This window comes from Streptomyces sp. NPDC048473 (assembly GCF_043200155.1).
Lineage (GTDB): Bacteria > Actinomycetota > Actinomycetes > Streptomycetales > Streptomycetaceae > Streptomyces.
Genome location: NZ_JBICXE010000021.1, coordinates 43739 through 57368 on the forward strand (window position 1 = coordinate 43739; position 13630 = coordinate 57368).

Below are 13630 nucleotides of genomic sequence, written 5' to 3' on the forward strand. Positions count from 1 at the left end.
GTCACTTGTCCGCTCCTTCGTGCGCGTCGGTGTCTTCGGCGTCGTTCTCATCGGTGTCCGCTGCGTCTGCGGGCTCGGCCGATTCGACCGGCTCGTAGACCAGCACCGCCCGGTTGTCGGGGCGCAGCTGGGCCTTGGCGACCGCCTGGACCTCATCCGCGGTGACATCGAGAACCCGCTGTACGGCGGTCAGGGCGAGCTGCGGGTCGCCGAACAGCACGGCGAACCGGCAGAGTTCGTCGGCACGGCCCGCGACCGTACCGAGCCGGTCCAGCCACTCGCGCTCCAACTGGGCCTGCGCACGCTCCATTTCCTCGGGCGTGGGGCCCTCGGCGGCGAACCGGGCAAGCTCCTCGTCGACCGCGGCCTCGATCTGCGGCACCTCGACGCCGCCGGACGTCTTGACGTCCAGCCAGCCCAGCGAGGGCGCACCGGCCAGCCGCAGCAGCCCGAACCCGGCCGCCACGGCCGTACGGTCACGGCGGACCAGGCGGTTGTGCAGCCGCGACGACTCGCCGCCGCCGAGCACGGTCAGCGCGAGGTCTGCCGCGTCACACTCACGGGTGCCGTCGTGCGGCAGCCGGTAGGCGGCCATCAGCGCCCGCGCCGGAACTTCCTCGTTCACCTCTTCGCGCAACTGCTCGCCGATGGTCTCGGGGAGTGTGCCGTCGCGCGGCGGCTGCTTGCCGTCGTGGGACGGGATGGAGCCGAAGTACTTCTCGATCCAGGCGAGGGTCTGCTCGGGGTCGATGTCGCCGACGACCGAGAGCACCGCGTTGTTGGGCGCGTAGTACGTACGGAAGAAGGTGCGCGCGTCCTCAAGAGTCGCGGCATCCAGGTCCGCCATCGAGCCGATCGGCGTGTGGTGGTACGGGTGGCCCTCGGGGTAGGCCAGTGCCGTCAGCTTCTCGAACGCTGTGCCGTAGGGAACGTTGTCGTAGCGCTGGCGGCGCTCGTTCTTGACGACGTCGCGCTGGTTCTCCATGGACTCCTCGTCGAGCGCGGCGAGCAGCGAGCCCATCCGGTCCGCCTCGAGCCAGAGAGCCAGCTCCAGCTGGTGCGTGGGCATGGTCTCGAAGTAGTTGGTGCGCTCGAAGCTGGTGGTCCCGTTGAGCGAACCGCCGGCTCCCTGCACCAGCTCGAAGTGTCCGTTCCCCTTGACCTGGCCGGAGCCCTGGAACATCAGGTGCTCGAAGAGGTGAGCCAGACCGGTGCGTCCCTTGACCTCGTGGCGCGAGCCGACGTCGTACCAGAGGCAGACCGCGGCGACCGGGGTCAGATGGTCCTCGGAGAGCACCACGCGCAGGCCGTTGGCCAGACGGTGCTCGGTCGCTGTCAAGCCGCCGGAGCCGGCCTGGGCTGTGGCCGTGTGACCCATGGGCATGTACGTCCCTTCGATCGCGATACTGGATTTCCTGCGAGACCTGCCACTGTAAGCAAGCGCACAGACACCTGGCGAAGTTCCCATACCGCGGAAGTTCGCGTGAAAGAGGGGCGCATCCCCCGCAAGACGGGTCGTGAAACCACCTCGGCAGGGGTCGGGAACGGCTCTTGGGACGGGTCGAGGTCGGCGATGTCAGTGCGGCGGTCCACAATGGTCCGCGTCAGAACCTGAGGTTGCCCGAACAGAATCCGTGAAGGAGTCGCAGCAGCGATGGCCCGCCGCAGCACGAAGACCCCGCCGCCGGACGACTTCGAGGAGAAGATCCTCGACATCGACGTCGTCGACGAAATGCAGGGCTCCTTCCTTGAGTACGCGTACTCGGTGATCTACTCACGGGCCCTGCCTGACGCCCGTGACGGCATGAAGCCGGTGCACCGCCGCATCGTGTACCAGATGAACGAGATGGGCCTGCGCCCCGACCGCGGCTATGTGAAGTGCGCCCGTGTCGTCGGCGAAGTCATGGGCAAATTGCACCCGCACGGCGATGCGTCGATCTACGACGCGCTGGTCCGTCTGGCGCAGCCGTTCTCCATGCGGCTCCCCCTGGTCGACGGCCACGGCAACTTCGGCTCGCTCGGAAACGACGACCCGCCGGCCGCCATGCGGTACACCGAGTGCCGGATGGCCGACGCGACGTCACTGATGACGGAGTCGATCGACGAGGACACCGTCGATTTCCAGTCGAATTACGACGGCCAGGAGCAGGAGCCGACCGTTCTCCCGGCCGCGTACCCGAACCTCCTGGTCAACGGGTCGTCCGGGATCGCGGTCGGCATGGCTACCAATATGCCGCCGCACAACTTGGGCGAGGTCATCGCCGCCGCCCGCCATCTGATCAAGCATCCGGGCGCGGACCTGGAGACCCTGATGCGGTTCGTCCCCGGTCCCGATCTGCCGACCGGTGGCCGGATCGTGGGCCTGGGCGGTATCAAGGACGCGTACGCCCGCGGACGCGGCACGTTCAAGATCCGTGCGACCGTCGCCGTGGAGAATGTGACGGCGCGCCGCAAGGGTCTGGTCGTCACCGAACTGCCCTTCGCCGTCGGTCCGGAGAAGGTGATCTCCAAGATCAAGGATCTGGTCTCGGCGAAGAAGCTCCAGGGCATCGCGGACGTGAAGGACCTGACCGACCGCGAGCACGGCCTGCGCCTGGTCATCGAGGTGAAGAACGGCTTCGTGCCGGAGGCCGTGCTGGAGCAGCTCTACAAGCTGACGCCGATGGAGGAGTCCTTCGGCATCAACAATGTGGCGCTGGTCGACGGACAGCCGCTCACCCTGGGCCTCAAGGAGCTCCTGGAGGTCTATCTCGATCACCGCTTCGACGTGGTGCGCCGGCGCAGCGAGTTCCGCCGGACCAAGCGTCGCAACCGGCTGCACCTGGTCGAGGGGCTCCTCGTCGCGCTGATCGACATCGACGAGGTCATCCGGCTCATCCGGTCCAGTGACAACTCGGCGCAGGCGAAGGAGCGGCTCATCGAGCACTTCTCGCTGAGCGAGACCCAGACGCAGTACATCCTGGACACCCCGCTGCGCCGGCTGACCCGGTTCGACCGGATCGAGCTGGAGAGCGAGCGGGACCGGCTCAACGCCGAGATCGACGAGCTGACCGCCATCCTCGAATCGGACACCGAGCTGCGCAAGCTCGTCTCCTCCGAACTGGCCGCGGTCGCCAAGAAGTTCGGTACCGACCGGCGTACGGTGCTGCTGGAGTCGGCCGGTTCGCAGGTCGCCTCGGTGCCGCTGGAGGTCGCGGACGACCCGTGCCGGGTGCTGCTGTCCTCGACCGGCCTGCTGGCCCGTACCGCCAATGACGATCCGATCGTCTTCGCCGAGGATGCCAAGCGCGCCAAGCACGATGCGATCGTGTCGGCCGTACCGGCGACGGCCCGTGGCGATGTGGGCGTGGTGACGTCGACGGGGCGGCTGCTGCGGCTCACGGTGATCGATCTGCCCCAGCTGCCGGACACCCATGCGGCACCCAGCCTTTCGGGCGGGGCGTTGGTTTCGGAGTTCCTCACGCTGGAGAGCGACGAGGAGGTCATCTGCCTCACCACGCTCGACGAGGCCTCCCCCGGCCTGGCGATCGGCACCCTTCAGGGGATCGTCAAGCGGGTGGTGCCGGACTACCCGGCCAATAAGGACGAGTTGGAGGTCATCACCCTCAAGGACGGTGACCGGATCGTCGGCGCGGCCGAACTGCGTACGGGCGAGGAGGACCTGGTCTTCATCACGTCCGACGCGCAGTTGCTGCGCTACCCGGCGGCACAGGTGCGGCCACAGGGCCGGCCCGCGGGAGGCATGGCGGGGATCAAGCTCACGGCGGATGCCGAGGTGATCTCGTTCACCGCGGTGGATCCGGCGGCGGACGCCGTGGTGTTCACGGTGGCGGGCTCGCACGGCACGCTGGACGACTCGGTGCTGACGTCCAAGCTCACCCCGTTCGACCAGTATCCGCGCAAGGGCCGGGCCACCGGTGGGGTGCGCTGTCAGCGGTTCCTCAAGGGCGAGGACGTTCTGGTGTTCGGCTGGGCGGGCGCGACGCCTGCCCGGGCCTCGCAGGAGAACGGCACGCCGAGCGAGCTGCCGGAGCCCGACCCGCGGCGCGACGGTTCGGGGACGCCGCTGATCAAGCCGGTCGCAGTGATCGCGGGACCGGTGTAGGAAGCCGGCCGACGACGGGTGGCCTGCCGCTACGCGTCGTCGTCGGACCGTTGTACGTACCGCAGGACGCCCCACATGCTTCGCTCATGTGCGGCGTCCTGCGTCGTGTCAGGGGCCGGCGCGGCGCTCTCGCGGCAGCCGGCCAGCTCCTTGTACAGCTGCTCCGGGTCGATGCCTGATCCGATCAGCACCAGCTGGGTGAGGCGCGGTTCGTCGCGTGTCCACGGCTGCGGGGCGAACCTCAGGAACCTGCCGACCGCGTGCAGGACGTACTTGTTTCGGCGGTCTCCCACGCCGAAGTCGACGAACCCCTTGATCCGGTAGAGACCCTGCGGCCTGGAGTCGAGAAACTCCATCAATCGGCGGGGGTTCATAGGTACCTCCGCGGTGAAGGAGACGCTCTCGTACGCGGCATGCAGATGGTGCTCGTGTCCGGTGTCGGCTTCTTCCTCGGTCCGCTCCGCCCGGAGCAGGTCCTCGAAGGTGAGCTGGCGTGCCTTCTCCTCACCGTCCGGCCGCAGCGCCGGGTCGAAGAGCAGCTCGGGGTCGATGCGTCCGTATGTGGCGCAGATGACGGCGGCCGCGCTGCCACCCGCCGCTGCGCCGCCGGCCGGGGCACCTGCCGCAGCAATGACGTCCCGGATACGGGCCTGTTCCTCGCTCCCGACCAGGTCGGTCTTATTCAGCACGACAAGATCGGCGACGGCGAGATGGCGGTCGGTCTCCGGATGGCGCCGGCGGGTGGCATCGAACTCTGCGGCATCGACGACCTCCACCAGTCCCCCGTACACGATGTGCGGATTGTCGCTGGCCAGGAGCATGCGCACGAGTTCCTGCGGCTCTGCCAGTCCGCTGGCCTCGATGACGATCACGTCGAGGCGGGCGGCGGGCCGTGTCAGCGTGTCCAGGAAGGTGTCGAGTTCGCTCGCGTCGACCGCGCAGCACAGGCATCCGTTGCCCAGTGAGACCGTCGAGCCGACCTGCCCCGAGACCGTCATGGCGTCGATCTCGATGGAGCCGAAGTCGTTGACGATCACGCCGATCCGGTTTCCCGCGCGGTTACGGAGGAGGTGGTTGAGCAGTGTCGTCTTGCCGGATCCCAGGAACCCCGCAAGGACGATGACCGGGATCTGCTGCTTGCGGGGCGGGGACGACGGGTTCAACGGGGACCTTCCTCGGGGACGTCAGGGCGCCGGGACCGGCTGCGGCGGGGGCGTACCGACGTATCGGGCCGCCGGGCGGATGATCTTCGAGTCCTCCGCCTGCTCCAGGATATTGGCGCTCCAGCCGACCACCCGCGCCGCGCAGAACGTCGGCGTGAACATCTCGCGCGGCAGCCCGCACAGCTCCATGACGACCCCGGCGTAGAACTCCACGTTGGTGTGCAGCTCACGGCCCGGCTTGAGCTCGGCGAGGATCGCCTCGATCTGCCGCTCGACTTCGACGGCGAAGTCGACGAGCGGGCCGCCGAAGCCCTGGGCGATGCCCCGCAGCATGCGTGAGCGGGGGTCCTCGGTGCGGTAGACGGGGTGCCCGAAGCCCATGATCCGCTCGCCCGCGAGCACCCGTTCACGGATCCAGCCGTCGATGCGGTCGGGGGTTCCGATGGCGTCCAGGGTGTCGAGGGCGCGGCTGGGCGCTCCGCCGTGCAGCGGTCCGGAGAGCGCGCCGACGGCCGCCACCAGACAGGCCGCGACATCGGCGCCGGTGGAGGCGACGACGCGGCCGGTGAAGGTCGAGGCGTTGAAGCCATGGTCGATGGTGGAGATCAGGTACTGCTCCACGGCCCTGACGCGTGCGGCATCCGGTACGGAACCGGTGAGCATGTAGAGGTAGTTGGCCGCGTAGGGCAGATCGTCGCGCGGCTCGACCGGTTCGAGGCCCTGGCCGAGCCGGTGCAGGGCCGTGAGCACGGTGGGGACGGCGGCACAGGCGGCCAGGGCGTCGCTGCGGCGCCGGTCGGCATCGATGTCGTACACCGGTCGGAAGCCGGCCGAGGCGCCGAGGAGGGAGAGGGCGGTGCGCAGACCGGCCAGGGGTCCCGAGACGGCTCCCGCGCGGGCTATGGCAGGCAGGGTCTCGCGTACTTCTGCGGGCAGCCGGCGCAGGGCGGCGGTGCGGGCGGCGAATTCGGCACGGGCTGCGGCATCGGGCAGCGCGCCCTCGAACATCAGGTACCAGACGTCCTCGAAGCTGCGGGTCTGTGCCAGGTCGATCGCCGAGTACTGCCGGTAGTGGTAGAAGCCCTCGCGCCCACGGACATCGCCGAGGGCCGTGTCGGTGACGACGACGCCCGCAAGCCCTCGGGGTACGTCGAGCGGGGTTCCGCTGGTCATGGTCGGCATTTCTTCCTCCGTGAGCGTCCCGGCGGGTTCATCAACATTGATTCGACCATCTATGATTGACTTCAATCCTGTCAATGTTGATTGAATCAATATGGATACGGTTGGCGACATGAAGGATCAAGCAGCACCCGGGGACGGCCCCGGTGCGACGGCCCCGCAGCGGCTGAGCACCCGGGAGACGGCTGAGCGCCTCGGCGTGAAGCCCGAGACGGTGTACGCCTATGTCAGCCGGGGTCAGCTGAGCAGCAGGCGCGCTCCCGGCGGACGCGGCAGCTCGTTCGACGCCGCGGAGGTAGATGCGCTGGCCCGGCGCACGAGCCGCCGGGAGCCCTCCGCCGCCACCGGTGATCTGGTCTTCCGTACCGGCATCACACTGATCGAGAGCGACCGCTACTACTTCCGTGGTGTCGACGCGACCGAACTGGCCAGGCAGTACGCCTACGAGGAGGTCGCCGAATGGCTCTGGACCGGCGATCTGCGGCCCGGCATCCGCTTCACGGCACCTGCCGAGGCGCTGGCCGCGGCGCGCAGGGCGGTCGACGCGCTGCCCGCGCACAGCGGCTCGACGGACCGGTTGAGGGTGGCCGTGATCGCCGCGGCGACTGCCGATGCGCTCCGCTTCGACCTCTCGCGCGAGGCGGTGCTCGCCAGTGCACGGAGCCTGATTCCGACCCTGGTCGAAGCACTGCCCCTGGCCTCGGGCGCACCTTCGACGGGTGACGGATCCGAGGGGACGGCGGACGGGGTCAGGGCCGGTCTGACACGGCGGCTGTGGCCGAAACTCACCGCCCGGCCGGCCGACGAGCCGTCAATCGCCGCGCTGGACACCGCCCTCGCCCTGCTGATCGACCACGATCTCGCGGCGTCGACACTGGCCGCCAGGGTCGCCGCATCCGCCCATGCCCATCCGTACGCGGTTGTCTCCGCGGGCCTCGGAGTCCTGGAGGGCCCACTGCACGGGGCCGCGAGCGGGCTGGCGCACCGGATGCTGACCGAGGTGCTGGAGCGGGGCAGCGCGGTCCCGGTGGTCGCGGATCATCTCCGTACCGGACGCAGGGTGCCGGGGCTCGGCCACCGCCTCTACACCTCCGAGGACCCGCGGGCGCAGACTCTGTTCGCCCTGCTCGGGGACGTCCCGCAGGCGGCTCCGGCGCTCGCCGCAGCACGCGACGTGGTCACCACGACCGCCCGCCACGCGCCCCTGCACGCCAATGTCGATCTGGCGCTTGCCGTGCTGTCGGTCTCCTCCGGCATGGCCGCGGAGGCGGGCGAGACGGTGTTCGCGGTGTCGCGCACGGCGGGCTGGATCGCGCATGCACTGGAGGAGTACGGGGAACGGCCGCTGCGTATGCGCCCCAGCGGCCAGTACGGAGGCCCCCGCCCCCCTCAGCCGCTGCCCACCGCCACGGGCGGACCCCTGCAATAGACAGCCCGTGCAACTAGGGTTCACCGCTGCAATAGACAGCTCGTACAACGCAAAATCGAGACGGTCAGCGGGACGCGGAGCGCGGCGGCTGGGCGGTGGAGCCGCGCACCACCAGTTCCGGCTCGAAGAGCAGCTCGTCGGACGGCACGGTACGCCCACCGATCTGCACGGAAAGCAGCTCGACGGCGGCGCGCCCCATGGCTTCGATCGGCTGACGGACGGTGGTCAGCGGAGGCTCCGTGCAGTTCATGAAGGCCGAGTCGTCGTAGCCGACGACCGAGACATCGGCGGGGACCGAGAGACCTCGACGGCGCGCGGCGCGCACGGCTCCGAGCGCAAGCGGATCGCTGGCGCAGATGATGCCAGTGACGCCCTGGTCGAGCAGGCGCATGGCGGCGGCCTGCCCGCCCTCCAGCGAGAACATGGCCCGCGCCACCCACTCGTCCGGCACGGTGGTGCCCGACTCCGCGGCGATCGCGCGGGCAGCGGCCAGTTTGCGCTGCGAGGGGACGTGGTCGGAGGGGCCGAGCACCAGGCCGATGCGCTCGTGGCCGAGCGAGACGAGATGGCGCCAGGCCTGTTCCACCGCGACGGAGTCGTCGCAGGAGACCCCGGGGAAACCGAGGTGGTCAATGGCGGCATTGATCAGGACGACCGGGATCCTGCGGTCGGCGAGCACCTTGTAGTGATCGTGCGGGGCGTCGGCCTGGTGGTAGAGCCCACCGGCGAAGACCACACCCGACACCTGCTGCTGAAGGAGCAGCTCGACGTAGTCGGACTCGGACACGCCGCCCTTGGTCTGGGTGCACAGCACGGGGGTGAGGCCCTGCTGAGCGAGCGCGCCGCCGACGACCTCGGCGAAGGCGGGGAAGATCGGGTTCTGCAGCTCGGGCAGGACCAGGCCGACCAGCCGGGCCCGCTCGCCGCGCAGCTGGGTCGGGCGCTCGTAACCGAGGACGTCGAGCGCGGAGAGGACGGCCTTCCGGGTGGCGTCGGAGACGCCGGGCTTGCCGTTGAGCACCCGGCTGACCGTGGCCTCGCTGACTCCCACCTTCTGCGCCACTTGAGCAAGTCGTCGCGTCATGCGCGCAAGATTAACGCAAAGAATGCAAGTGGATTGCGTAAATGCGGAAACGAGGAGAATCTCGCAAAGCAGAGGGGAATTTCGGAAAGCACCGGAATGCCCTCTACCGTTCATACGATGAGCGCCCCACCGCCCACCGCCAGGAGAGCACGCCGGCTCGGCTGGCCGCAGCGGGTCTTCTCCCAGGTCCTGCTGATGCAGCTGGCCGTCGCCACCGGCGTCACCGTACTCGCCACCGGCCTCTTCCTGGCACCCCTCAGCGCCCAGCTCGACGATCAGGCGATGCGCCGTGCACTCGCCATCGCGCAGAGCACGGCGGCCCAGCCGCAGATCACCGAGTCGCTGCTCTCCACGGCCCCGGCCGCCGACGGGCCCGTACAGACGGCGGCCGAGCGCATCAGAAGCGCCACCGGCGCCGAGTACATCGTCGTCATGGACCGGCGCGGGGTGCGCTGGTCGCACACCGACACCGACCAGATCGGCAAGGTCGTCTCCACCGACCCGAGCGACGCGCTCGCGGGCCGGAACGTCATGGAGATCGACAGCGGCACGCTCGGCCGCTCGGCCCGCGGGAAGGTACCGCTCCGCGACGGGACGGACCACATCGTGGGCGCGGTCTCCGTCGGAATCGCATACGACAGTGTCCGCGCCCGGCTCCTCGCGGCGATTCCCGGACTGTTCGCCTACGCGGGCGGGGCGCTCGCCGTCGGCGCGCTCGCCGCCTATCTGATCTCCCGGCGCCTCCAGCGGCAGACCCATGACCTCGCCTTCTCCGATATCTCCGCGTTGCTGACGGAGCGCGAGGCGATGCTGCACGGCATCCGGGAAGGGGTCGTGGCACTCGACCGGACCGGCCGCATCCGGCTCCTGAACGACGAGGCGCAGCGGCTGCTCAGGCTCGGCCCCGATGCCGCGGGCCGCCCGCTCGACGCCGTGCTCGGCGAGGGGCGGACCGCCGATGTGCTGGCCGGCCGGGTGGTCGGCGACGATCTGCTGACGGTGCAGGGCACCCGCGTCCTGCTCGCCAACCGGATGCCGACCGACGACGGTGGTGCCGTCGCCACGCTCCGCGACCGCACGGAACTCGAACACCTCGGCCGCGAGCTCGACTCCACCCGCGGCCTGATCGACGCACTGCGGGCCCAGGACCACGAGCACGCCAACCGGATGCACACCCTCCTGGGGCTGCTGGAGCTGGACATGCACGAGGACGCCATGGAGTACGTCACCGAGGTGGTCGGCGTCCACCGGGCAACGGCCGAGCAGGTCACCGAGAAGGTGCATGACCCGCTGCTGGCCGCGCTCCTGGTCGGCAAGGCCACGGTCGCGGCGGAGCGCGGCGTCGCGCTGCGCATGGCCCCCGGGACCCGGCTCCCGGACCGGCTGGTGGACCCTCGTGGGCTGGTCACCGTCGTCGGCAATCTCGTGGACAACGCACTGGACGCGGCGGCCGGAGCGGACGGCGCCCTGATCGAGGTGGGCCTGCGCGCCGAGGGCCGTACGGTGGTGCTGCGGGTCCGCGACAACGGCCCCGGGGTTCCGCCCGGACAGCGCGAATCGATCTTCACGGAGGGCTGGTCGACGAAGGAACTCCCGGCGCACGGCAAACGCGGCCTGGGCCTCGCACTGGTGCGGCGGCTGGCGGAACGGCAGGGTGGCAGCGTCACCGTCGACGGCGCCGCGGACGGTGGCGCCGAGTTCACCGTCGTACTGCCGGAGGCCCTTGCCGACCCGGACATGACGGACCCGGAAATGGCTGAACGGGAAATGACCGAACCGAAAACCGGCATCGCGGGAGAAGCTCAGTGATCGAGGTCCTGGTCGTGGACGACGACATCCGGGTCGCGAAGGTCAATGCGGCCTATGTCTCCAGGGTGCCGGGATTCCGGGTGGCCGCGCAGGCGCACTCCGCCGCCGAAGCCCTCGCCACGATCGAGGAACAGCGCGTGGACCTTGTCCTGCTGGACCACTACATGCCCGACCGCAACGGTCTGACGATGGTGCGTGAGCTGCGCAGCCTCGGTCACCACACCGACGTGATCATGGTGACGGCGGCGCGCGACGTCGCCACCGTTCAGGAGGCCATGCGCCACGGCGCGCTGCAGTACCTGGTGAAGCCGTTCACCTACGCGGGGCTGCGTACCAAGCTCGAGGCGTACGCGGCGCTGCGCCACACCCTCGAACGCGGTGGCGAGGCGGAACAGGGTGAGGTGGACCGGCTCTTCGGCGCCCTGTGGGCGGCGGGCGAACCCGACCTGCCCAAGGGCCACTCACCGACCACGGCGGAGCTGGTCAGGCAGGCGCTCCGGAACGCCGAAGGGCCGCTCTCCGCGCAGGAGATCGCGGAGAGCGCCGGGATGAGCCGGCAGACCGCCCAGCGATATCTGAAGCTGCTGGAGAGGACCGGCAGGGTGCGGCTGACGCTGCGGTACGGCGAGACGGGCCGCCCGGAACACCGCTACACCTGGTCCACCGGCGGGCAGGCCTGAGAGATCCGGTCCGTACGGTGCGGGCGCGACTACACCGCCCCTGCCCCGGTCAGCGCACGGACCTCGGTCTCCGCATGCTTGGCGGCATCGGGCGGTTCGGTGGACGTGACCGTTCCGACCCAGCCGGCCAGGAAGCCCAGCGGGATGGAGACGAGGCCGGGATTCTCCAGGGGGAAGAGCTGGAAGTCGACGCCGGGGAAGAGCGAGGCGGGGCTGCCGGAGACGACCGGGGAGAGCAGCACGAGCAGCACGGCGGGGATCAGCCCGCCGTAGACCGACCAGACCGCTCCCCGGGTGGTGAAGTTCCGCCAGAACAGGGAGTACAACAGCACCGGGAGGTTGGCCGAAGCGGCGACGGCAAAGGCGAGCCCCACCAGGAACGCCACATTCAGGTCCTGGGCGACCAGGCCGAGCCCGATGGCGGCCACCCCGATGCCGGCTGCGGCGACCCGGGCCACGGTGACCTCGCTGTGCTGCTTGGACCCCGGACGCCTGAGCGAGGCGTAGAGGTCATGGGCCACGGAGACGGACGAGGCGAGGGTGATCCCTGCGACGACGGCGAGGATGGTCGCGAAGGCGACGGCGGCGACCACGGCGAACAGAATCGTTCCCCCGGTGGATCCTTCGCCGCCGCCGAGCACCAGGGCCAGCAGCGGAACCGCCGTGTTCCCCGCGGGATTCGACGCCCGTACCTCGGCCGAGCCGACCAGTGCCGCCGCGCCGAAGCCGAGCGCGATCGTCATCAGATAGAAGCTGCCGATGAGCCCGATGGACCAGACAACCGAACGGCGGGCCGCACGGGCGGTGGGCACGGTGTAGAACCGCGACAGGATGTGCGGCAGCCCCGCCGTACCGAGTACCAGGGCCAGGCCCAGGCTGATGAAATCGATGCGTGCCGTCCAGGTTCCGCCGTACCGGAGGCCGGGCGAGAGGAACCGGCTTCCGTGCCCGCTCCGTTCGGCGGCGGAGTTGAGCAGGGCGTTGAAGTTTCCGTGGAAGTGAACCAGGACGAGCACGGTGAGCACGACCGCTCCCACCATCAGCAGAACGGCCTTGACGATCTGGATCCAGGTGGTGGCACGCATCCCGCCGAGCGATACGTAGATCACCATCAGCGCCCCCACACCGATGACGGTCCAGGAACGGGCGGCGCCGCTCGTACCGCCGAGGAGCAGGGCGACCAGGCTGCCCGCACCCACCATCTGTGCCACCAGATAGAGCACGGAGACGGTGACGGACGAGGTGCCGGCGGCGATCCGGACCGGGCGCTCCGCCATCCGCGCCGCCACCACGTCGGCGAGTGTGAACCGGCCGCAGTTGCGGACCAGTTCGGCGACCAGTAGCAGGACGACGAGCCAGGCGACGAGGAACCCGACCGAGTAGAGCATGCCGTCGTAGCCGAAGAGGGCGATCAGACCGGAGATGCCGAGGAAGGACGCGGCCGACATGTAGTCGCCGGCGATGGCGAAACCGTTCTCCATGGGGGAGAACAGCCGGCCGCCCGCGTAGAACTCCTCGGCCGAGCCTTGCCGGTTGCGGCTCACCCAGGTGGTGATGGCGAGCGTCACTGCGATGAAGGCGCTGAACAGCAGGAGCGCCAGGGTCTGGTGGTTCCCGTTCAACGCCCGATCCCCCGCGTCATCTCCTGTGTCTCCCAGCGCAGATCGAGTGCGGCCCGGTCCCTGCGCAGCCGTGCATGACGTGCGTACGCCCCGGTGAGAAGGAACGTCGTGAGGAACTGCCCGAGCCCCGCGACCATTGCGACATTGACCGCTCCGGCCACCGGACGGGCCATCAGCCCGGGTGCGGTGATCGCGGCGACGACGTAGGCGAGGTACCAGACGAGGAAGGCGAGGGTGGCGGGAATGACGAACCGCCGGTACCGTCGGCGCACTTCCTGGAAGGCCTCGCTGCGCTGCACCTCCAGATAGATGTCGGCCGCACTGTGGCCGGGCTGCGGTTCAGCGGGCCCGGGTGGTCCGGCGGGAGCGAAGCTCCCCGTACCGTCCAGCTCGCCCCATCCGGAGGCCAGCGCGTCGTACCACGGGTCGTCGAGTCGCATCGCTGCGGCCTCGCGCCCTGCTTCCTTCTCCACCGAACAACTCCCCTTGTCCACGGACCACTTCGGCCGCGTACCCAAGAATGGGCAGATCGGGAAGATCCCGGGCATTCATTCGCCGG

Annotated in this window: 10 protein-coding genes; 4 read left to right on the forward strand and 6 right to left on the reverse strand. The window is 69.6% G+C overall.

The window, feature by feature from the left end:
- Window position 1: 1 nt before the first annotated feature.
- Window positions 2-1384 carry a M16 family metallopeptidase gene (locus ACGFU7_RS28585; protein ID WP_393699439.1) on the reverse strand — a complete coding sequence of 461 codons (1383 nt, stop codon included), beginning with the start codon at window positions 1382-1384 and terminating at the stop codon, window positions 2-4.
- Between the two features lie 270 nt (window positions 1385-1654).
- Here ACGFU7_RS28585 and ACGFU7_RS28590 point away from each other — a divergent pair, with 270 nt between their 5' ends.
- On the forward strand, window positions 1655-4105 hold the full coding sequence (locus ACGFU7_RS28590) for a DNA topoisomerase (ATP-hydrolyzing) subunit A (protein WP_393699441.1): 2451 nt from the start codon (window positions 1655-1657) through the stop codon (window positions 4103-4105).
- Window positions 4106-4134: 29 nt separating this feature from the next.
- On the opposite strand, the gene ACGFU7_RS28595 is transcribed toward ACGFU7_RS28590, so the two are convergent.
- Together ACGFU7_RS28595 and ACGFU7_RS28600 are read right to left on the reverse strand one after the other, a co-directional pair.
- On the reverse strand, window positions 4135-5268 hold the full coding sequence (locus ACGFU7_RS28595; RefSeq protein WP_393699443.1) for a CobW family GTP-binding protein: 1134 nt from the start codon (window positions 5266-5268) through the stop codon (window positions 4135-4137).
- Between the two features lie 21 nt (window positions 5269-5289).
- Window positions 5290-6450 carry a citrate synthase/methylcitrate synthase gene (locus ACGFU7_RS28600; protein WP_393699444.1) on the reverse strand — a complete coding sequence of 387 codons (1161 nt, stop codon included), beginning with the start codon at window positions 6448-6450 and terminating at the stop codon, window positions 5290-5292.
- 109 nt (window positions 6451-6559) lie between these two features.
- Between ACGFU7_RS28600 and ACGFU7_RS28605 the strand changes: the two genes are divergently transcribed.
- A complete protein-coding gene (locus ACGFU7_RS28605; protein WP_393699445.1) occupies window positions 6560-7876 on the forward strand; it encodes a citrate/2-methylcitrate synthase in 1317 nt (438 codons plus the stop codon).
- 64 nt (window positions 7877-7940) lie between these two features.
- Here ACGFU7_RS28605 and ACGFU7_RS28610 read toward each other — a convergent pair whose 3' ends face one another.
- Window positions 7941-8960: a LacI family DNA-binding transcriptional regulator gene (locus ACGFU7_RS28610; RefSeq protein WP_393699446.1), complete on the reverse strand. Its 1020-nt coding sequence runs from the start codon at window positions 8958-8960 to the stop codon at window positions 7941-7943.
- Between the two features lie 117 nt (window positions 8961-9077).
- Between ACGFU7_RS28610 and ACGFU7_RS28615 the strand changes: the two genes are divergently transcribed.
- Together ACGFU7_RS28615 and ACGFU7_RS28620 are read left to right on the forward strand one after the other, a co-directional pair.
- Entirely contained in the window at window positions 9078-10769 is a 1692-nt protein-coding gene (locus ACGFU7_RS28615) for an ATP-binding protein (RefSeq protein ID WP_393699448.1), read from the forward strand.
- Window positions 10766-11449: a response regulator gene (locus tag ACGFU7_RS28620; protein ID WP_393699449.1), complete on the forward strand. Its 684-nt coding sequence runs from the start codon at window positions 10766-10768 to the stop codon at window positions 11447-11449. Before ACGFU7_RS28615 ends, ACGFU7_RS28620 begins: the two co-directional genes overlap by 4 nt.
- 29 nt (window positions 11450-11478) lie before the next feature.
- Here the strand turns inward: ACGFU7_RS28620 and ACGFU7_RS28625 are convergent, their stop codons facing one another.
- Window positions 11479-13071: a cation acetate symporter gene (locus tag ACGFU7_RS28625; RefSeq protein WP_393699450.1), complete on the reverse strand. Its 1593-nt coding sequence runs from the start codon at window positions 13069-13071 to the stop codon at window positions 11479-11481.
- A complete protein-coding gene (locus tag ACGFU7_RS28630; RefSeq protein ID WP_393699555.1) occupies window positions 13068-13511 on the reverse strand; it encodes a DUF485 domain-containing protein in 444 nt (147 codons plus the stop codon). The genes ACGFU7_RS28625 and ACGFU7_RS28630 overlap by 4 nt, the downstream gene beginning before the upstream one ends.
- Window positions 13512-13630 lie beyond the last annotated feature (119 nt).

What these genes read in the sequence shown, in the direction of transcription:
- ACGFU7_RS28610 (WP_393699446.1), bottom strand. Translation starts at nt 8,960, where the DNA reads ATGACGCGACGACTTGCTCAAGTGGCGCAGAAGGTGGGAGTCAGCGAG.
- ACGFU7_RS28630 (WP_393699555.1), bottom strand. Translation starts at nt 13,511, where the DNA reads ATGCGACTCGACGACCCGTGGTACGACGCGCTGGCCTCCGGATGGGGC.
- ACGFU7_RS28590 (WP_393699441.1), top strand. Translation starts at nt 1,655, where the DNA reads ATGGCCCGCCGCAGCACGAAGACCCCGCCGCCGGACGACTTCGAGGAG.
- ACGFU7_RS28585 (WP_393699439.1), bottom strand. Translation starts at nt 1,384, where the DNA reads ATGCCCATGGGTCACACGGCCACAGCCCAGGCCGGCTCCGGCGGCTTG.
- ACGFU7_RS28605 (WP_393699445.1), top strand. Translation starts at nt 6,560, where the DNA reads ATGAAGGATCAAGCAGCACCCGGGGACGGCCCCGGTGCGACGGCCCCG.
- ACGFU7_RS28600 (WP_393699444.1), bottom strand. Translation starts at nt 6,450, where the DNA reads ATGCCGACCATGACCAGCGGAACCCCGCTCGACGTACCCCGAGGGCTT.
- ACGFU7_RS28615 (WP_393699448.1), top strand. Translation starts at nt 9,078, where the DNA reads ATGAGCGCCCCACCGCCCACCGCCAGGAGAGCACGCCGGCTCGGCTGG.